Here is a 20864-nt window from a genome sequence, read left to right on the forward strand (position 1 = left end):
CAAGGAAGGGTCTTTTCATTTCCGGGAAAAGCCAGGATCAGGCGCTGGTTGCGGGTGCTTCGCTGCGCGCTTCTTTTTCGGTCATTTCATCCACCAGCTCGTTCATGCGGGCGGCGAGCTTGGCGAAGGGGCCGGTGCCGCGGGCCATTTTGCCGGCGCCGTCGAGCATGTCGATGAGGTCGTCGTAGCATTCCTTTCCTTCCTTCCGCTTCGCCAGCATTTTGAAGGGGAGTTTCGCATCGGCCGTATTGCGGGTACGCTGCTGGTGCACCGTTTCAAATTCTTCGTTGGCCGCAGCGATCGCATCGATCCAGGCGGTAAGTCCGAGCGCTTCCAGCGCTGCCCGCAGCGCGGGCTTTTCGCGGCAATCGGTGATGAAGTTTTCCAGCTTGGTCGTTTCGGTATCGTAATCACAGCGGATCAGGTCCCTCACGCCGCCATAGACGGTAAAGTGCCGCAGCAGCGCATTTGCGAACGGGTATTTGCTTTCCTCCGGGCCACGGCTATAACCGGTGCACATGTCGTGCAGGCTGCTGGCGAGGCGGTCGCGGCGGCTGTCGGCGAATTCGAGCACATCGGTGAGCCCGGAAGCCGGGTCGTTGAGAAACAGGGTTTCCATCGCTTCTGCAATGGAAAGCAGGTGCCCGGTTTCATCCACGATGGCAGCCGGGAGTTCGTCCGTTTCGTTGATCAGGATTGCCGTGCGTTTGAAAAAGCGGATGGCCACCGCATTGGTGAGCCGGGAGAGAACGATACGTTGATACATATGCAAATTGATTTGACAGTAAGGTCGGCATTGTGAGCGATCCCTGCAATAGGCCGGGGCCGGTTGTGGATATTGTGTGCGGAGTGAAAAAAGGGCTGCCCAAGCCGTTTTCTAAGTCATTGAAAATCTTGTTTTTATCGTAGCCGTCAGTGGCGGCAGCGGAAAAAACGCGTTTGCGGGGGTGCCGTCAGTGACAGCAGGCTAAAAAACACGTTTGCAGGGGCGCCGGCACCGGCGGCAGGGGAAAAAACGGATTTGAAAGGGCGCCGTCACCGGCGCCGGGGCGAAAAACGCGTTTGCGGGGATGCCGCGCCGTGCGCGCAGGCATGGCTGGCGTTCGCGACGGGCGCATGCCTGGATCATCCAACCGGGCGCATTCAACCTGGGATTGCATCCCGGGCTACCAAGCTTGCATCCCTACGGGATGCGGACGTGCCATCACCCCATCCTTCGGCTACGCTCAGGAGGACAAAGCGGCCCTGTCGCGCTGAGCGGAGTCGAAGCGCCATTATCCCCACCGTCGCGCTGGTTAACAATGCGGTAATAATGCCTTCACGCACCGGTAATGGCGGCGTAACACCGGCATAACACGGGGGGCGGAGCTTTGCGGCAAATGCGGAAACAAATGAAATCGCGGTCTGCTTTTCTTCTGCTCTTCTTCCTTGGCTTCACCCTCCTTACCTACGGTCAAAGCACCCGCATTGCCGGGCGCGTGGTCAACGACAAGAACGAGCCCCTGCCCGGGATCAGCATCCAGGCCAACGGGGCCGGCGGCACCAGCACGGGCGTAGACGGCACCTTTATCCTCAACCTCACGGCCGGCAAGACCTACACCCTGACGATCTCGGGCGTGGGTTATGCGCCGCGCAGCATCGCCAACTTCGACCCGGCGAAAGAGCCCGAGCTGACGGTGTCGCTCGAAACCGCCGCCCGCGCCCTCGAAGGCGTGGTGGTAACCGGCACGAGCAACCGCCGCCGCGAAACGATCTCCTCGATGATCGCCTACCAGAAGAACAGCAGCACCGTGGCCCAGGTGGTGTCGGCCGAAGCGATCCGCCGCTCGCCCGACAAGAACACGGGTGAAGTGCTGCGCCGCGTGCCCGGCACCTCCATCCTCGAAGGCAAGTACCTCGTGGTGCGCGGCCTCGCCGACCGCTACAACCAGACGATGCTCAACGGGCAGCTGCTTTCCTCCACCGAACCCGATCGCAAAACGTTTTCGTACGACATCTTTCCCGCCAACCTGCTCGACAACATGGTCATCAACAAGGCCTTCGTGCCCGAGCTCCCGGGCGAGTGGGCCGGCGGCCTCGTGCAGATCAACACCAAAGACATTCCCGCCAACAACTTCCTCAACGTGCAGGTCGGCACGGGCTTCAACACCCAGACCGCCGGCAAGCCGTTTTACTCCTACAAGGGCGGTGGCCTCGATGCCCTCGGCATCGACAACGGCTTCCGCGCCATCCCCACGGCCATCGGCACCAAGACCGACTTCGCCGGTGGCAGCCAGGTGCAGCAGGCCGCCCTCGGCCGCCAGTTCCGCAACATCTGGACGCCCGACCAAACGGCCCTGCTGCCCAACCACAGCGTGCAGCTGAGCGGCGGCTTCAATACGCGCCTCTTCGGCAAGCGTCTCGGCAGCGTGCTGGCCCTGACCTACAACCGCGCCTTCCGCCGCATCGATTACACGAACACGTTCATCTCGAACATACAGGGCGACAAAGATTTCATCTATGAGAACCAGAAGTACAACCAGGACGTGCTCGCCGGCGCCATGGCCAACTTCACGCTGCAGCTGAACGGCAATAACAAGATCTCGGTGCGCAACCTGATCAACGTCAACGCCCAGAAGTATGTGCTCGACCGCAGCGCCGGCTCCGACTACATCCTCGGCGGCGGTAATGCCCAGCCGATCCGCGGCACCGAGCTCGGGCTGCGCCAGAACGTGTTCTTCAACACGCAGGTGCAGGGCGACCACAGCCTGTTTGGCCACAACGGCGTAAAGCTCCAGTGGCGCGGCGGCTTCAACATCCTCGACCAGTACATCCCCGACCAGCGCCGCCTGCTGTACACCGAAGACACGACCGGCGGCAGCAAGCAATGGGTGGCCCTCGTTGGCGGCGGCAACTCGCAAAAGAGCGGCTCGCGCTTCTTCTCAATGCTGAGCGACTATATCTACAACGCGGGTGCAGATGTTTCGAAATCCTTCCGCTGGATGGGTCAGAACCAGACCGTCAAAGCCGGCTACCTGCTGCAGGTGAAAGACCGCCTCTTCGACAGCCGCCCCTTCTTCTACGGCATCCAGCGCGACCCGTCGGGACGCCTCGTGCACCTGCCGGCTGACCAGATCTTCGCACCCGAAAACATCACGGGGCAGGACGGCGGCATCGTGTTCGGCGAGCTCGAAGGCGGGCAGTACCGCTACATGGCCAACACCATCCTCAACGCCGGCTACATTCAATTCGACAATGCTTTTAGTGAAAAGCTCCGCGCCGTGTGGGGGCTGCGCTACGAAGACTTCGACCAGCTGATCGGCTCGGTGCATACCAGCGACCCGCGCCACCTGCGCACCGTGCAGGGCGACTGGCTGCCGGGAGTGAACATCACGTACAAACTGAACCCGCGCACCAACATCCGCCTGTCGGGCTCGCAAACGGTGGTGCGTCCGGAATTCCGCGAGCTGAGCGACTTCGCCTTCTACGACTTCGAGCTGGGCGCCACTATCGTGGGCAACCGCCGCCTCGTGCGCACCAAGGTGACGAACCTCGACCTCCGCTGGGAGCTGTACCCGCGCTCCGGCGAGCTGTTCACGTTCGGCGTGTTTTACAAGTATTTCAAGAACCCCATCGAGCTGTACTTCAATACCTCGGGCGCCGGGTCTTCGAACACCTTCAACTTCGCCAACATCGAGCAGGCGCAGAACTACGGCGTGGAATTCGAAGCCCGCAAGAAGCTCGATTTCGCGCCCGCCCTGCGCAACTTCACCCTGACGGGCAACCTGTCGTACATCTTCAGCCAGGTGAGCGGATCGGACATCACGGCCCGCACCAACGCCGCCTCGCTCGACCGTGCCATGCAGGGCCAGAGCCCCTACCTGCTCAACTTTGGCCTGCAGTACGACCTGGAGAAATACGGGTTGACGAGCACGCTGCTGTTCAACCGCATCGGCCGCCGCATCCTCTTCGTGGGCAACCTCCAGCAAAGCACCGGTGTCGGTGTGCCCGAGATCTGGGAGAACCCCCGCTCGCTGCTCGACTTCCAGGTAACGAAGAAAGTGCTGCGCAACAAGGGCGAGCTGCGCTTCTCGATCTCCGACCTGCTCAACCAGCCCGTGCTCTTCTACCACGACCTCGACAACAACGGCCGCCGCAGCAACGGCGACGTGGATGCCATCCGCCGCAACTATGGTTCGGCGGTAGGACTGACGTTCGCGTATTCGATTAAATGACGCTACGGCTGCGTCTCCACAGCACAAAAATTGGCATCGATCAAGGAGACGCATAGGATGCGTCTCTACGGGCCCACCCAATAAAACAATTGTACAGACGCACCATGTGCGTCTCCGGATAAACCCATTCAAAACCCATAACATGAAACGCATCCTTCTTTTCGCCATGGCCTCGACACTGGTCTTTGCATCCTGCCGTAAGATCCAGGTGGACGGCGACGGCAGCAGCAACAACAGCGGCGGCGGCACGGTGGTGACGCCCGGCTCCACGATCCTGTCGGGCACCATCGGCACCGATATGACCCTCCGCAGCGGCACGACGTATACGCTGCGCGGCATTGTGTATGTGGCCAACGGCGCCCAGCTCACGATCGAGCCCGGTGTGACGATCCTCGGCGACAAGGGCTCGCGCGGAACGCTCGTGATCACGCGCGGCTGCCGCATCAACGCCTCCGGCACCGCCGCCAGCCCGATCGTATTCACGTCGAGCGAAGGCGCCAACGCCCGCTCCGGCGACTGGGGCGGCATCGTGATCCTGGGCCGCGCCAAAACCAACGCCACCTACAACGGCCAGGCCGGCCTCGGTGAAGCCGAAGGCGGCATCAACAACGGCGACGGCTACGGCCTCTTCGGCGGCACCGACGACAACGACAACAGCGGCACCCTGAAATACGTGCGCATCGAATACGCTGGCTACGCCTTCCTGCCCGACAAGGAGCTGAACGGCATCGGCCTCTATGCCGTGGGCAAAGGCACCACGATCTCTTATGTGCAGGTGGCCTGGGCGGCCGACGACTCCTTCGAGTGGTTCGGCGGCTCGGTGAACGCCGATCACCTCATTGCCTACAAAGGCCTCGACGACGACTTCGACACCGACAACGGCTTCGCCGGCAAGGTGCAGTTCGCCATCGCCATCCGCGACTCCTCGGTGGCCGACGTGTCGGGCTCCAACGGCTTTGAAAGCGACAACGACGCCGCCGGCTCTATGCTGACGCCGCAAACGAGCGCCGTATTCGCCAACGTGACCTCGGTAGGTCCGAAGGAGACCGTCACCAGCATCGGTAACACCTATTACCGCAACGCGGCACAGATCCGCCGCAATTCCTCGCTGTCGGTGATCAACTCGGTATTTCTCGGCTGGAACAACGGCCTGCTGATCGATGCCTCCACCGGCCGCCCGACCGACCTCAACATCGCCGGGGCAACGCCCACACTGTGGTGGCGCGGCAACATCATCGCGGGTGTGCCCTCGGTATCCAACCAGGTGAAGTATTCGGCCAGCACCGCGCAGCCTACCGGCTGGACCGCCGCCGACGCACTGGCCTGGCACAATACGCCTTCCTTCAACAACCTGTTGCTGGCTACCAACAGCGCGGTAGGCTATGCCGCTGCCTTCAACTACAGCAATCCCGACCTGGCGCCCGCCGCCACCTCGCCGCTGCTCACCGGCGCTTATACCTCCGCCGATGCGCGCCTTAGCGGCCTGCAGGCCGTGACCTACCGCGGCGCTGTTGGTCCGAACGATAACTGGTACAAAGGGTGGACGCGCTACGGCAATTAAGCCCTGCCAGCCCATCCCCTAACCCCTTCCCGGGGGGAAGGGGAACAAAAGCCCGGATCATAGGAGGATCCGGGCTTTTTTATTGGGGTCTGTTTTACGGGTAAAGCTGGGATGGCTGCTACCTGCCTCCGGCGGCGGGCGGCGCGCTGGGGCCGGAGCTTTTCTGCCGCGCCATCATCAGCAGCACGCCGGCGATCGCTTCGAGGGAAGCTTCGGGCGCCAGGGGCCAGTCGGACGCGAGCGGGCCATCGGGGCCGGAGAGTACCAGTTGGTCGCCTTCCTGCCGGAAGCGGAACTTCCGGTCTTCCCAGCGCAGCGATCCGCGCAGCGGGCGGGTATCGTCGAAGCTGCAGGAGCCGCAGCGGAGGCCATACTCGTTGAAGAGGGCCACTTTGCGGGTATGCGCGGGGGAGGATTCGAGCAGGTACACGCGGCGTTCGTCGCCGGTCTGCACCCGCATAGAGTGCAGCAGCTCGTTGTAGCGGAGCGATACGGGCGGGAGGCCCGGGTGCTGCCATTCGAAGTGCCCGGCCTGCGTGGGGTCGGGGCTGATCCGGTTTGCCATGACTTTAAGGTCGCACAAATCCGGCCCGAATGCTACGCGTAAGGCCTTTGGCCAATATTAAATTTAGGTTATCCAGCCCGGCCGTAGGCTAGGGCGCCACGCTGAAACGGTGGGGCAGGGGCGCGGAGCGCTGGCCCAGCAGGCGGCCTACCTGGTGGCGTACCGAAGGATCTTCGGTGCCTTCCACGAGCCATCCGTTTCCGGCGGCACGGGCGGTCAATTCGGGGTAAGCGGGGCGTCCGAAGCCGGCCGGGTGGGGCGCGGGGCGGAAGCGGACACGGTCTCCGTCTTCGGAAACCGCATAGCCACAAGGGCTTTCATCAAAGAAAAGGACGACGGCGTAGTTCATAGTACCTCTGCTTATCCAAGGCGCGTGCCACTTTCAAGGGAAGGCTCCGATTGCTAACATTTCCGTAGCATCCCGTTCATGTTGCGGTCACAGCCGTGCCCGACTTTTGGGTCTCTCCTCAAGCAGACTATTTCCCCGCCCTTGTTTCTACAGGGGCGTTTTTTCGTGAGGCGTGAGGCGTGAAGCGTGAGGCGTGAGAGGCAATGCGCGGTCGGTTAAATCCTGCCAGGGGTTCGCCTCACGCTTCACGCCTGACGCTTCACGATTTGTTTTCCGGTCGGCGCAGGTGCTGGTGGAGCACTGAGGTCGTGAGCCGTCAGGGCGATTCGTTACGAAGAAGAGCGCGGCGTTTTAATAGAACCATTCCCGTGCTTTTGTTCACGGTTGACACCTCACGCCTCCCGCCTCCCGCCTCACGACTTCCGGCCATCCAGCGTAAACCCGATGGTGGTGCCTACGTTCTCGGTGCTACGCACGTGGATGGTATGGCCGTGGGCTTCGATGATGTGCTTGCAGATGGAGAGGCCGAGACCCGATCCGGTAACGTCGCGGCCGCGGCCGCCGGGCGTTCGGTAAAAGCGTTCGAACACGCGGGCCAGTGCGTCTTGGGGAATGCCCATGCCGTCGTCGGAGATCTCCACCAGGATGTTGCGGCCATCGGTATTGTAAATAGACGCAGTGATGGAGCCCTGCTGGCGGCCGTATTTGATCGCGTTTTCCACCAGGTTGGTGAGCACCTGGCGGATCTTTTCTTCATCGGCCCACACCGTGAGCGGCGCCTCGCAGCCTTTCTTGATGTAGAGGCCGATCTGCGGCGGCTCGGCGAGCAGCGACAGGCTTTCGTATACCTCGCGCACGAGGTCCTGGATCACGAAGTTGCGGCGATGCAACTTCAGCTCGCCGCGCTCGAGGCGGGAGATCTCGTCGAGGTCCTGGATGAGGTGGGAGAGGCGCTCCACGTTCTTCTGCGCTTTTTGCAGGAAGCGTTCGCTGAGCTCGCGTTCTTCCATGGCGCCGCCGAGCAGCGTTTCGATATAGCCCTGGATGGCAAACACGGGCGTCTTGAATTCGTGCGACAGGTTTTGCAGGAATTCCTTGCGGAAGGTTTCGTTGCGCTTCAGCAGCTCGATCTCGCGGCGCTTCTGCTCGCCCCAGGCTTCCACGTCCTCGCGCACCTCGTCGATGCTCTTCTGCGGCAGGATGTATTTGTAATAGGTCTCCTGCTTCTTGGACGCTTTCGTTTGGTAGATGAACTTGTAAATGAGCTTCAGCTTGCGGTAGATGAAGCGCTGGAAGATGTAGGAAATGAGCGCGTAGGACCCGCCGAGGATGAGCACAAAGGAGGTCACCGCTTCTTTCCAGCTATGGCCGCCATAGGCGAAGAAGCCGATGCCGATGGGCACCGACAGCACGATGGCGGTGAACAGGGCCAGTTGGCGGGGGGAAAGGTTTTTTTCTTTGAACATCTGGATTCGTGAAGCGTGAGGCGTCAGCCGTGAGCAAAAGCAACAACCGCTAAGCCGCTCACGGTTCACGGCTCACGGGTCACGGGTCACGGTCAAAGATCAAACTTATACCCGACGCCCTTTACCGTCGTGATACAATCGATCCCGAGCTTCTGGCGGATCTTGCGGATGTGGACGTCGATGGTGCGGTCGCCGACAATGACGTCGTTGCCCCACACCTGGCTCAGGATCTCGTTGCGCAGGAATACCTTGCCGGGGCGGGAGGCGAGCAGGTGGAGGAGCTCGAATTCCTTTTTGGCGAGCACGAAGGAGGTGCCTTCGTATTGCACCTCAAAGCGCTCGGGATCAATGCGGAGGCCGCCGGCGTTGAGGGCCTTGTCGTCGGTGCGGGGGGTGGCGCGGCGCAGGAGGGCCTGTACCTTACTCACGAACACCTTCGGGGAGATGGGCTTGCTGATGTAGTCGTCGGCACCGGTGCCGAGCCCTTTGATCTGGGTGGCTTCGTCGCTGAGGGCGGTGAGGAAAATGATGAGCGTGTCTTTGAGCGCCGGCTGCGCCCGGAGGATCTCGCACACCTCTACGCCGGTCTTGCCGGGCATCATGATGTCGAGCACCACGAGGTCGGGGTGCAGCTGCTGCGCCTTCACGAGGGCTTCGTTGCCGTCCTGCGCCGTGACTACCTGGTAGCCGGCGCGTACCAGGTGAAACTCGAGCAGTTCGCGGATATCCGGCTCGTCGTCGGCGATCAGCACTTTCCAGGATCGATTCTCCATGCAGCAATGATTGCCGCAAACCTAGGGCAAAGCGGGGTGGCGGCAAACAGTTTATAATTACTTAACGAGCCGGAAGACTTGAAAGGTTTTGCCCCGGCTTTACCGGGAGACAGGTTTTGTCGGGTTTCGAAAAGAGGGGCAGCAGCATGGGATCCGGCGATGGCAATGCTGCGCTACGGGTATTAAGGAAACTTTCTCAAAACCTTCAGAACCCGAAAAACCTTCAAAACCTCTTTCTTACGGTTGGGTATTAAATTTGTGCTATGCGGCCTATGACTGTGCTTTTACGTGTTTTGCTGGGAAGCGCCCTGACTGTGGCGCTGTGCGGGCCGGCGGCTGCCCAGAAGAGCGGCCCCGGCTGTAAGGTGCCCCAGAATCACCTGCTTTTTCACGATTACGTAGACCGCGAGCAGCGCAATGCGCTGAAGGCCGACGGCAAGGCCGACGCCGAATTCACCGGCGCGGCCAACGAGGAGGTCAACTACCACGTAACCCAGAACCTGACGCGCCGCGTGGACAACCTCCAGTGCGCCATCGAGTCCGATACCCTCGCCCGCGACCAGAAAAAAGTGGCCTACCTGCGCGGCCTGGAGCGCGTGCTGCGCAACTTCGGCACCGCCTACCGCGGCCGCCGCATCCTGGCCGGCCACCTGCCCGGCATCCTCGACGGCTACGAAGCCGCCATGGACCTCGACCGCCGCGGCGAGTCGATCGTGCCGCTGGTGCAGCGCTCGTCGTACGAAACGGGAGCCTACCTCGTGGCCTCCGAGGCATTCGACAACAACGCCGGCCGCGCCGAAGCGAAGAACATCGTGCTCAGCAAGTACCTCGCCCTTCACCCCGAGCGCATCTTCGCCACCCTCAAAGACAATCCCAACCTGCCCAACCGCGACTCGCTCATCCTGCTTGCCTCCTATAAATACCCCAAGCAGCTGTACGATTACGCTTCCGCCTCCAACACGCTCGCGTATGCTATCCGGAAGATGGAAGACCCGCTTGTGTCTACGGTGTCGAAGATGGCCACGAGCGGTGGCTCCGGGCAGATGCTCTTTCCCTTTCTTGACAACCTCCTGAAGGGCCGCACAACGATCGAGCAGATCAATGCCGTGAAGGACGACCCGGTGAAATACTACAAGCTGCTGGTAAAGACCCGCATCGACTACGTCAACCGCAGCATCGACGGCAAAGACACCGTGCTCGGCATGGACGCGCTCTGGGCGCAGCTCCAGCGCAAGGCCCGCGATCCTTTTATCAATACCGTCAACGCGCTCCACGAATCGCCCGACCCGAAGCGCTTCCGCATCCTCCAGGACCTGTCGGCGCAGGAGCTCTATTACCTCGCCGTGGCCGACGACCAGGAGCTTTATACCTCGAGCTATGTGCGCGGCATCTTCCCGCTGCTGATGCAGAAGGCCGGCAACCGCGGCGACTCGGTGCTGATGCTCGTGTCGTTCGACCGTTTCAAGAAATTCATCAAGCTGGCGGCGGGCTACAACACGCTGTCGGCCTTCCTCGGCTCCTTTCCCAACAAGGGCGACGCCGAGAAGCTCATGACCGCCTTCGTGAATGGCCTGGAGAAAACCACTACTCTTGAAGACGGCGTGGACGTGGCCGACTCCTATGCCTCCATCGTGGAGAACAACAAGGACCTCGCGGCCAAGATGCTTGAGAACGTGCAAAGCGGCTTGCAGCGCAACAGCAACCAGGGCAACGCCCGCGGTGCCCTGCTCTACCGCCTGCTCGACAAGCTCTTCCGCTCTGCCTCCGATTCCAGCATCGACCTTTCCAAGGAATTCGGTATCCCGCCGGTGTACAGCGTAAGCTACGAATCGCTGCTCGGTGACACGAACCGCGTGGTGGTGCAGAGTTTCATCTATGGCGACAAAGACGGTGTCAACAACTACAACATCCAGGTAGCCCAGCTGGGCAAAGGCTGGAAGAAGATCGAAGACACGAAGCAGTGGGTGGCCTATGCCACGACCACCGGCAAGCCCGTACTCCACTATTTCAACAAGCCCCTCGACGAGGAAAGCGGCGAGCTCGAAAAGGCCCAGGCTGCCCTGGTGGACCACCTCAACGAGAAGGGTCTTCCACCCACCGTGGTGCTGCACCGCGGCCACAGCTATTACGCCGGCTCCACCATCGAGCAGCTCCAGCCTTCGGCCCGGATCGTATTTCTCGGTTCCTGCGGCGGCTATCATTTAATTCATGACGTGCTGGAGCATACCCCCGATGCACACATCGTGGCTTCGAAGCAAACCGGCTTCAACAAGATCAACCAGAAGTTCATCGACCTGCTGTTGGAGAAACTGCGCGGCGGTAAGAACATCGAGTGGATCCCGTTCTGGCGCGACTTCAAAGCCGTGTCGGGCAAGGCCGATGGCTTCGACGACTACATCCCCCCGCACCGCAACCTCGGCGCGCTGTTCATCAAGGCCTACAACAGCCAGATGGGCGCACAGGAATAAAAGAAAGAACCCCGCACCACTGCGGGGTTCTTTTTTCGTCCTCCGGGATGATCAGTCACCCTGGATCATCTTGCCGCTCACCATCAGGCTGCCGATGCGGAGGCGGTACAGCTGCAGCGAGCGCAGCTTCTGGCGCGGTGTGTATTGCAGCACGCGCCTGGTGCCCGCGGTCACTTCACCGTAGCTGACGGCGGCGATCTGCCGGCCGGTGTTGTCGAATATTTCCAGGCTCACTTTGCCCGAAACGGGCGCTGTAAACAAGAAGTTCACCGTATTGCGGAACGGGTTGGGAAATACCTGCACCGACAGTTCGTCGGGTACCGGCACCAGCACCGGTAAGGAACGTGCTTCTTCCCGGGTTGCTGAAACGGCATTGCGCGTGGTGGTGGCGCAGGGCGAAGCCTGGCTGCAGCTGGTGCCGGTTGCCGCAACGCAGCCGGTGCTGCTGTCGCGCACGAGGATGCTCGGGTTGGAGGCCGGCGCTATGTTGGTGAAGCTGGCTTCCTTTTGCCAGTGCTGGCCGTTGTCGATGCTGTATTGATACGGTCCGCCGCTGGGGCTTGTTACGGTCAGCGTGCCGGTTGCGGGGCCGCACATGCTCGGCTCCACGGCGCAAAGCGCGGGTGCATTGGGCCTGTTGCTCACCGTAACGGTAACGGGTTCCACATCGGCGCAGGTGGGGTTGCTGCCCAGGGCGGCTTTGATGTAATACGTGCCCGATGTTGCCGCGCCCGGTGTCGACAATGTGTTGGTGGCGGCGGCGTCGGTCCAATAAGATAGGGTCGTTCCCGCAGGCAGCGTACTGCCCGCTGTGACAGTCGAAGCTGTCAGGTTTACTTTGGAAGGTGCGCAGACGGCGCCCGGGGCCGTGATCAAGAGCACGGGTGTGGGCCGCACCGTTGCTATGACCGACCTGATGTCGGAGCAAGCAGGCGTGGTGTTGGTCTGCGCCCGGATGTAATAGGTGCCGTCAACTGCGGCGGCCGGCGTGGTGTAGGACGACGAAGTCGCTGCCGCGTCCGTCCAATAAGTGAGCGTGGTGCCGGAGGGGAGGGTGCTGCCCGTGGTTACCGCGGCGTTGTTAAGCGCCACCGTGGATGGTGCGCAGACGGCCGACGGGTTCGTGATCGAAAGTGTCGGCTTCGCATGTACGGTTACTGTCACCCCCCGGATATCCTCGCAACTGGGATCTGAGCTGCTGTTTGCCTTGATGTAATAGGTGCCCGTGCCCAGGGCGCCGGGAGAGGTAAGCGATGTGCTGGTGTCGGCGCTGGTCCAGTACGATAGCCTCGTGCCAGCCGGCAGCGTGCTGCCCGTGGTTACCGCGCTTGCCGTAATGCTCACTGTGGCCGGTGCACACACAGGTGTGGGGTTGCTGATCGACAGCACCGGGCCGGCGAGCACCGTCAGTGTTACGGTGGCCGTGCTGTACACGGTGGAGTCGCCGCTGTTGGCCACCTTCGCGTACACCGTGGTGCTGACGGTGTTATAGGCGCCGGGCGTGCCGATGGAGCTGCTGAGGGCGCTGTTGCTGAACCAGCTGACGGTTGCGTTGGGTGCGTTGTTCGACACTTCGCCATTCAGTGCGGTCAGGTTGAAGGTAGCCCGGTTGCCGCCCACGGCGTCGGGGCAGCGGGAGCGGGAGGTGTTTTTGGCCATCGGTATTTCAATGGTGATGTATTGGCCGTCGGGTTGTGAATAGCATTTAGAAGGCGTGCCCGGGCAGCGGAAAGCGGCGTTGCTCTGGCAGAAATCGGTATTACCCGTGCCCCAGCCCAGGAATACGTTGGTAAGCACGATGGGCATACCACAGGGCCAGCTGAAGGCGCCCGAAAACACCACCCTGTTGGTGGGTTGGTTGAGGGTTGTGCTGAAACATTCTTTCTTGGTGACCAGCGTGCTGCCGATGACGCCACCCGTAAAGTTTTTGACGTTGGCATATACCACCACGCCCACCCGGGGCGTATTGGTAGTCAGCTCCAGTGCCAGCTTAACCTTCACCGAACCGCTGCAGGCAACATTGCCGGTGAGGGGCTGCTGGGTGGCTGAATCGACCAGGTAAGCCCGCCTGATCTGTACGTCGTTGGAGGTGCAGCCCGTCTTGCAATCGGCAGGCGTCTGCGGCGTTTGTGCGAAGCCGCTATTCATTGCTGCGGCGCCCAGTATAAATACGGGACACAGGAACAGGATTTTGAGTAAGGAGCGTTTCTTCATGGTCAGTTTTTTTGTGTATGGGAATAGGTATGCCGGACGGCAGCGCGGGCGCCGTGCACAGGAAGGAGTAAAGGGGTGGGGAGTTGCGGGGGAGAGGAGTCTGCGCAGCGAAGGCAGACCCCGGAGCACACGGAAGTGCCGCCTGTGGGACGCAACTGCATAGAACGGTTTTATAGGTTAGCAACGCCGGGACATACGGGAAGGCCCGTACGATTCCGGGAAAGGACCCATCGGTCCCCGCCCGGCAGGGAAAAGAAGCGCAGAGGCGACTCTTCCCGTTAAGGGTAAAGGTTTCGGAACAGGTACAATTGCATAAGGTGTTTTTAGGTTGGTCGGTTAGCTGAAAAATGTCGTGACGGTGAGGAAACAAGTGCCGGGCGGCACACAAATTCTAATACAATTTTTACACCGATACAAGGGTATTGTATTAATACGGTAGAGCCGCCGGAAATAGTGCCCGAACTGCAGCGTGGCTAAATACCTGTTCTTAAATCAATTGCCGCTCCGGACGCGCCCAAAGTTTTTCCCGGATTTTTTTCCATCGGCGCGATACGGTCCAGGCTGATCCGCGGCTCGTGCGGGACGCCTTCCCCAAAAAAAAGGAGCAGCGCGGGTGCCGGCGGGGAGCGTGGGCCAGGTTCAAATCAGCAGGATCTGTGGAAGCGGCGTTCGTTCTGGCTACCCCGGGGCTACTTTTGCATCCCGATGGCTTCTCCGGACAAGAAAAGATCCTTTGACCTCGCCGTACTCCGCCGCGTGCTGGCCTTTGCCCGGCCGTACCGCGAGCGCCTCTACCTGTCGATCGCCCTGGCCATCGTGCTGGCGGTATTCACGCCGGTGCGCCCCTGGCTCATCGAGTACACCCTCCGCAACCCGGTGGCCAACAAGCTGCCCGACCTGCTCATCCGCATCACCGTGTACCAGATCCTTTTCCTGCTGCTGGAAACGGGCCTGCGCTTTTATTTTTCCTTTCTCACCTCCTGGCTGGGGCAGGCGGTGGTAAAAGACCTGCGTACCACCACCTACAAAAAGGTGCTGGGCCTCAACCTGCGCCAGTTCGACCGTACGCCTATCGGCACGCTCACCACCCGCACCGTGGACGACATCGAGCGGATCAACGACATCTTCTCCGACGGCCTAATTCCCATTCTCGCCGACCTGCTGTCGATCGTTTGTGTGCTGGCATACATGTTTTCCGCCAACCCGACGCTGACCCTCGTGTGCCTCATCCCGTTCCCGGTGCTCATCGTGGCCACTTATTATTTCAAGGAAAGCGTCAACAAGTCGTTTCACCGCGTGCGCAACGCCGTGTCGGAGCTGAACGCCTTCGTGCAGGAGCATCTGACCGGTATGTATATCGTGCAGGCATTTGCCGCCGAAGAGCGCGAGATGGACAAATTCAAGAAGATCAACAAGGAACACCGCGACGCCAACATCCACTCCATTTTCGCCTACTCGGTGTTTTTCCCGGTGGTGGAAATCATCCTGGCCACGTCCACCGGCCTCATCGTGTGGTTCGTGGCGCACCCCAACGTGGACGCGGGCATCATCACCTCCTTCATCCTTTGCCTCAACCTGCTGTTTCGTCCGCTGCGCGTCATCGCCGACAAATTCAATGTGCTGCAGATGGGGCTCATCTCCTCAGAGCGCGTGTTCCGGGTGCTCGACAATGACGACTACACCCGGGATACCGGAACCTTTGCGCCCACGGAAGTGCGGGGCGAGCTGGAGTTTGACCATGTTTCCTTCGGCTACGACGCGGAGCACCCGGTGCTGAAAGACGTGTCGTTCCGCGTGCCGCCGGGCCAGACCCTGGCGATCGTGGGGCACACGGGTTCGGGCAAGACGACCATCATTTCGTTACTCAACAGGCTCTACGAAGCCGGCTCGGGCGCCATCCGCGTAGATGGCGTGCCGGTGGACGAGTGGCAGCTGGACACCCTGCGGGCCAATGTGGGCGTGGTGCTGCAGGACGTGTTCCTCTTCTCCGGCTCCGTGCGCGACAACCTCACCCTCCGCAACCCGGCGATAACGCAGGAGCGGGTGGAGGAGGCGGCGCGCCTCATCGGGATGCACGAGTTCATTCTCCGCCTGCCGGGCGGCTACGATTATAACGTGATGGAGCGGGGCGCCACGCTTTCGCTCGGGCAGCGGCAGCTCCTGAGCTTTATCCGGGCCTTGCTCTACAACCCGGCCATCCTGGTACTCGACGAGGCCACCTCGTCCATCGATACCGAGAGCGAAGGGCTCATCGAGCACGCCATCCAGACGCTGGTGGCGGGCCGCACGAGCATCATCATCGCCCACCGCCTGTCTACCATCCAGCGGGCCGACCAGATCCTCGTGCTCGACAAGGGCGAAGTGAAGGAAACAGGCACCCACGGAGAGCTGCTCCGTCACAGCGGATTCTATGCCCGCCTGTACGAAATGCAGTTCGAGCGGAAAATAAATTCGACAGCCGGGCGTTAAACTATTCGTAATATTACGGGTCCTAGTGGCGTCCCGGCAGGGACCGCCTCACTAACCCATGAACCTGAACACTTTAGACCTCACTATATGAAGCTGAAGCTCCGTCCGTCACTGGCCTTGCCGGTTGTTATTTTCCTGCTCCTGTTATCGGCCTGCCGGCGTGAAGAGAGCCTTGAAACCGGCTACACCTCCGCTTATTCGCTGCAAGACACCTTCGGCATCTGTTATACCAGCAACGTGGTTGGTGCGTACCGTGCGGGGCAGGTGCTGGGCGACAGCAGCTACCTGGAGCTGAGCCTTTTCGTGAATGTACCCGGCCGCTATTCTATCAATACCGACCTGCAGAACGGCTTTTCCTTCACCGGCACCGGCACTTTCAACGATACCGGGATGACCACGATCCGTATTCCCGCCCGCGGCACCCCGGTGCAGGAAGGCGTCACGACGCTGCGCCTCGTGCAGGACAGCAGCTATTGCGAGATCAACGTGACTGTGCTGGGCGCGGGGCCAATCAACGGCGGCGGCACCTGCAACGCCACGGTGGCCGGCAACTTCAAAAAAGACACGGCCCTCACGGCCGCCAACACTGTGACCCTGCAGCACAACTTCGCGGCTGCCGGCACCTATTCGGTGACCACCGACACAGTGAACGGCTACTATTTCAATAAGACCGTGACCGTAACCACGGCGGGCAACCAGACCATTACCCTCGACGGCTTCGGTACGCCGGCCGCCACGGGCGCCAACAACTTCAGCGTCCGCTTCGGCGACGGCACCTCCTGCGGCTTCCCGATCACGGTGGTGGCCGGCAGCACCGGTGGTGGTGGCGGCTGCGGTACGGTGAACGGTACCTTCACGGCAGGAACGGCTACCACGTCGGCCAATACATTTACGAGCACCGTTCATACGTACGCGACTTCCGGTACCTATAATGTCGTAGTCACTCCCACGGCCCCGGGCCTCAGTGCTTCCACGGTTTCCGTAACGGCCACCAGCGCCGGCTCAGCGCCCGCCATCACGGTTCCGCTGTCGGGCACACCAACGACGGCCGGCACTTATACTGCAAATGTTGACTTTGGCGACGGCACTACCTGCTCGCTGTCGCTGACGGTTCTGCCCGCCGGAACGACGCCTCCTCCCGGCGGCGACTACTTCCCGCTGGGCGCCAACAGTTACTGGACCTACGACGATGGAACGAGCGGCGACACCGTGAAACGTGTCAACGAGGCCTCGGCTACGCTGGGGACCACCACCTACCGCCTGTTCCGTCAATACAACAACATCGGCAACCAGGAAGATTCCTTCTATTTCCGCAAGGACGCCGGCACGACCTACATGGCGCAGTCGCTGGAAGACCTGGGCTTCGCGCTCAATGTGACCTTCCCGGCGGGCTCCTACGGCGAGCTGCCGATCGTTAAGGACGCCCTGACCACCGGGGCCACCTGGCTTTCGGCCGCTTATACCGGCTCCGGATCAAGCAGCAGCACGCAGCTGCGCGTGCAATTCACCTGTGTGAGCAACAATGCCACGCTGACGCTGAACGGCCACACCTTTACGAACGTGTACCAGGTAAGCGCGCAGATGCAATTTAATATGATGAACACGGGCTGGCAGAACATGCCCTTCGGCGGAGACCTCGGCACGTCCTGGTATGCCCCGGGCGTAGGCCTGATCCAGGCACAGGCCCCCGGAAGCTCCACCAGCTCGATCCGCTACTGGAGCATCCAGTAAGGCAGGCTAACCTGCAAGAAAAGACGCCCCCCGGGGGCGTCTTTTCTATTTCGATTTCTTCCCGGTTATTTGGCACCCCACCCTTATCTTTGCGCCAAATTTCGGGTACTGTTATGACGATCAAACGTGTCAAATCCTTGTTGGTAGCGGTTTTCAGCCTGTTTTCGGTGCTGTCCTTCGCCCAGCCGCAGCAAGAGCATACGCCTGACGGCCATCCGCATTCGGAGGAGCCCACAACGGAAGCAACAGAGCATGGCGGCGGTAAGAAAAAAAGCTTCGACGCCAACGAGGTGATCTTCGGACACGTACTCGACGCCCACCAGTTTCACTTCTTTTCCATTGGCGACCACCACTACGGCCTCAGCCTGCCCGTGATCCTTTACGACAAAGAAGCCGGCGGCCTGAAGGTTTTCAGCTCGGGCAAGTTCGAGCACGGCCATGCCATCGCCGAAGGTCGCTACCAGCTGGTAACGGAGCACTACCGCGAGGAGCTGAAGCACAAGGGTTACGACGAACCCTACCTCAAGACCCTCCGCAACGAGAACATTATCGCCGTCAACCCCGACGGTACGCCGATCCGCGACGCGCATGTATATGACTTTTCCCTCACCCGCAACGTGGTACAAATGATGCTGGCGCTGATCGTGCTGTGCTGGATCATGCTCGGCGTGGCCAAGCGCTACAAGAACGGCGAAGGCGTGACCACCGCCCCCAAGGGTATGCAGAATGCCATCGAGCCGGTGATCACCTTTGTGCGCGACGAAGTAGCCAAGCCGAACCTCGGCCACAACTACAAGAAGTACCTGCCCCTGCTGCTGACGATCTTCTTCTTTATCCTGATCAACAACCTGTTCGGCCTCATCCCGGGTTCGGCCAACGTTACGGGCAACATCGCCTTTACCGCCGTGCTGGGCATCGTGTCGGCCCTCGTGATCAACTTCTCCGGCAACAAGCACTATTGGGGTCACATCTTCAACCCCCCGGTTCCCTTCGGTATCAAGTTTATCATGGTGCCGGTGGAGATCCTCTCGATCCTGACGAAGCCCTTCGCCCTGATCATCCGTCTGTTTGCCAACATGCTGGCAGGCCACATCATCATCATCTGTCTCATCTCCCTCATCTTTATTTTCGGATCGCTGAGCAAGGGTGCCGGCTGGGGCTTCATGCCCGTGTCGATCGCCTTCTCGGTATTCATTTTCGTGATCGAAGTGCTGGTTGCCTTTATCCAGGCCTTCATCTTCACCAACCTGACCGCGGTATTCCTCGGCCAGTCGACGGAAGAACACCATCACCACGAAGAAGAGGCGAAGATTGTGGGGCACAACGGCCACCCGGCCACTGAACCTGTGATCATCTGATGATTTCAGATTCCGGATTTCAGATTGAAAGCCGGGTCTGGGTCAAAACAAACCGATTTTAGCTTTCAGGCAGGTATCGATAAATCTGAAATCTGCGATCTGAAATCTGAAATAAAAACTGTGATTTTTTAATCTCTATAAAACAACAACCATGAGCTTGTTAAGCATTCTGATGAGCGACGTAATGTGGGCTAACGCAGGTGGCGCTATCGGTGCCGGCCTCGCTGCCATCGGTGCCGGTATCGGTATCGGTCAGATCGGTCGCGGCGCGGTAGAATCCATCGCCCGCCAGCCCGAAGCCTCGAACGACATCCGCGCCAACATGATCCTGACCGCCGCCTTTATCGAGGGTGTAGCCCTCTTCGCGGTGATCGCCGGTATCCTGGCCATGTTCGTTTAAGACGAACCGCTCGCAAAAGAAGTTTCCGCGCCCGACGCACAGGGCCGAGGGCGCGGTTTCTTAATTTCAGATTTCAGATTTAGGAGCTCAGATTCTAAATCGCGAAGTCTGGAATCTCAAATCCGAAATCAAAAATCTGAAATCTCTATATGGATCTCTTATTACCTGGACCCGGCCTATTCTTCTGGACCCTGCTGGCCTTCCTGATCGTATTCTTCCTGCTGCGCAAGTTTGCGTGGGGACCCATCCTGTCTTCGCTGAACGCCCGCGAGCAGGGTATTGCCGAATCGCTCGAAAGCGCCCAGCGCGTGAAGGCCGAGATGGCCGAGCTGAAGAATGAGAACGAGTCGCTGCTGGCCAAGGCCCGCGAAGAGCGTGCCCAGCTCCTGAAGGAAGCCCGCGAAACGCGCGACAAGATGGTGAACGAAGCCAAGGACCAAGCCAAGGTGGAAGCCAACAAGATCATCGCTGAAGCCCAGGCCGCGATCAACGCCCAGAAGATGGCCGCCCTCACCGAGGTGAAAAACCAGGTGGGCAAGCTGGTCATCGAAGTGACCGAGAAAGTGCTGCGTAAGGAGCTCTCCGGCCAGCAGGCGCAGGAAGCCCACATCAACGGCCTCGTGAACGAAATCAAACTTAATTAATCCTTCGACTTCGCTCAGGATGACAAAGCCTTTTGTCACGCTGAGCGCAGCCGAAGCGCTATTACCCCATTAGAATATGCCTAATCCCCGTTTAGCCGGCCGCTACGCCAAATCCCTGCTGGACCTCGCCGTGGAGCGCGGGCAGCTGGAGGCGGTTTATGCCGACATGCAATACCTGCGCGAGCTGCTGCGCCAGAGCCGCGACCTTGCCGTGATGCTGAAAAGCCCGGTGGTTTCGGCCGACAAAAAGCAGACGGTGCTCAACGCTGTGGTCGGCAACAACGTCAGCGAGCTGACGATGGCTTTTGCCCGCCTGCTGGTGGGTAAGCACCGCGAGGGCGAGCTGGTGGAGATCATCCCCGCCTTCCTGCAGCAGTACCGCCAGCACAAAGGCATTCACACGGTAAAGCTCACCACGGCCGCTCCCATCTCCGAGGAAACGAAGAACCGCATCATGGCCCAGGTGAAAAGCAGCGGCCACCTCGACCTCATCGAGCTCGAAACCAGCGTGAACCCCGACCTCATCGGCGGCTTCGTGCTGCAAACGGGCGACAAGCTGGTGGACGCCTCCGTTGCCTATGAGCTGCAGGAGATCGGCCGGCAGTTCGAAAAGAATGACTATCTCTACAAAATCGTATAACAACTACAATCA

The 20864-nt window shown here is 60.4% G+C and carries 15 protein-coding genes; 9 read left to right on the forward strand and 6 right to left on the reverse strand.

Features of this window, described 5'->3' with window-relative positions; genetic code table 11:
- Window positions 1-37: 37 nt before the first annotated feature.
- Window positions 38-766 (reverse strand): DUF6261 family protein, encoded by a 729-nt coding sequence (locus E0486_RS00115; RefSeq protein ID WP_131850099.1) that lies wholly within the window; start codon window positions 764-766, stop codon window positions 38-40.
- 625 nt (window positions 767-1391) lie between these two features.
- Between E0486_RS00115 and E0486_RS00120 the strand changes: the two genes are divergently transcribed.
- Together E0486_RS00120 and E0486_RS00125 are read left to right on the forward strand one after the other, a co-directional pair.
- Window positions 1392-4214: a TonB-dependent receptor gene (locus tag E0486_RS00120; RefSeq protein WP_165917130.1), complete on the forward strand. Its 2823-nt coding sequence runs from the start codon at window positions 1392-1394 to the stop codon at window positions 4212-4214.
- Window positions 4215-4356: 142 nt separating this feature from the next.
- Window positions 4357-5775: a hypothetical protein gene (locus tag E0486_RS00125; RefSeq protein WP_131850101.1), complete on the forward strand. Its 1419-nt coding sequence runs from the start codon at window positions 4357-4359 to the stop codon at window positions 5773-5775.
- A gap of 118 nt (window positions 5776-5893) precedes the next feature.
- Here E0486_RS00125 and E0486_RS00130 read toward each other — a convergent pair whose 3' ends face one another.
- From E0486_RS00130 to E0486_RS00145, 4 genes are all read right to left on the reverse strand, one after another.
- Complete coding sequence (locus tag E0486_RS00130) at window positions 5894-6340, reverse strand: hypothetical protein (protein WP_131850102.1); 447 nt, start codon at window positions 6338-6340, stop codon at window positions 5894-5896.
- Between the two features lie 88 nt (window positions 6341-6428).
- The gene (locus E0486_RS00135; RefSeq protein WP_131850103.1) at window positions 6429-6689 is read right to left on the reverse strand and encodes a hypothetical protein; all 261 of its coding nucleotides are present in this window, start codon (window positions 6687-6689) and stop codon (window positions 6429-6431) included.
- Window positions 6690-7102: 413 nt separating this feature from the next.
- A complete protein-coding gene (locus E0486_RS00140; RefSeq protein ID WP_131850104.1) occupies window positions 7103-8155 on the reverse strand; it encodes an ATP-binding protein in 1053 nt (350 codons plus the stop codon).
- A 92-nt stretch (window positions 8156-8247) separates the two neighbouring features.
- Window positions 8248-8928 (reverse strand): response regulator transcription factor, encoded by a 681-nt coding sequence (locus E0486_RS00145; RefSeq protein WP_131850105.1) that lies wholly within the window; start codon window positions 8926-8928, stop codon window positions 8248-8250.
- 272 nt (window positions 8929-9200) lie between these two features.
- On the opposite strand from E0486_RS00145, the gene E0486_RS00150 reads away from it, so the two are divergent.
- Complete coding sequence (locus E0486_RS00150) at window positions 9201-11396, forward strand: hypothetical protein (RefSeq protein WP_131850106.1); 2196 nt, start codon at window positions 9201-9203, stop codon at window positions 11394-11396.
- Between the two features lie 51 nt (window positions 11397-11447).
- On the opposite strand, the gene E0486_RS00155 is transcribed toward E0486_RS00150, so the two are convergent.
- Window positions 11448-13610: a hypothetical protein gene (locus tag E0486_RS00155; RefSeq protein ID WP_131850107.1), complete on the reverse strand. Its 2163-nt coding sequence runs from the start codon at window positions 13608-13610 to the stop codon at window positions 11448-11450.
- A 705-nt stretch (window positions 13611-14315) separates the two neighbouring features.
- On the opposite strand from E0486_RS00155, the gene E0486_RS00160 reads away from it, so the two are divergent.
- The 6 genes from E0486_RS00160 (at window position 14316) to atpH (ending at window position 20852) form a co-directional block, all read left to right on the forward strand.
- Complete coding sequence (locus E0486_RS00160) at window positions 14316-16079, forward strand: ABC transporter ATP-binding protein (protein ID WP_131850108.1); 1764 nt, start codon at window positions 14316-14318, stop codon at window positions 16077-16079.
- 87 nt (window positions 16080-16166) lie between these two features.
- Window positions 16167-17810: a hypothetical protein gene (locus E0486_RS00165; RefSeq protein WP_131850109.1), complete on the forward strand. Its 1644-nt coding sequence runs from the start codon at window positions 16167-16169 to the stop codon at window positions 17808-17810.
- Window positions 17811-17923: 113 nt separating this feature from the next.
- Window positions 17924-19168, forward strand: a complete 1245-nt coding sequence (gene atpB / locus E0486_RS00170) for a F0F1 ATP synthase subunit A (RefSeq protein WP_131850110.1) — start codon at window positions 17924-17926, stop codon at window positions 19166-19168.
- A 151-nt stretch (window positions 19169-19319) separates the two neighbouring features.
- The gene (atpE, locus tag E0486_RS00175) at window positions 19320-19568 is read left to right on the forward strand and encodes an ATP synthase F0 subunit C (protein ID WP_131850111.1); all 249 of its coding nucleotides are present in this window, start codon (window positions 19320-19322) and stop codon (window positions 19566-19568) included.
- 149 nt (window positions 19569-19717) lie between these two features.
- Window positions 19718-20212 (forward strand): F0F1 ATP synthase subunit B, encoded by a 495-nt coding sequence (gene atpF, locus E0486_RS00180; protein ID WP_131850112.1) that lies wholly within the window; start codon window positions 19718-19720, stop codon window positions 20210-20212.
- A 76-nt stretch (window positions 20213-20288) separates the two neighbouring features.
- The gene (atpH, locus tag E0486_RS00185; protein ID WP_131850113.1) at window positions 20289-20852 is read left to right on the forward strand and encodes an ATP synthase F1 subunit delta; all 564 of its coding nucleotides are present in this window, start codon (window positions 20289-20291) and stop codon (window positions 20850-20852) included.
- Window positions 20853-20864 lie beyond the last annotated feature (12 nt).

Origin of the sequence: Flaviaesturariibacter aridisoli (assembly GCF_004343705.1) — a bacterium.
Taxonomy (GTDB): domain Bacteria; phylum Bacteroidota; class Bacteroidia; order Chitinophagales; family Chitinophagaceae; genus Flavisolibacter; species Flavisolibacter aridisoli.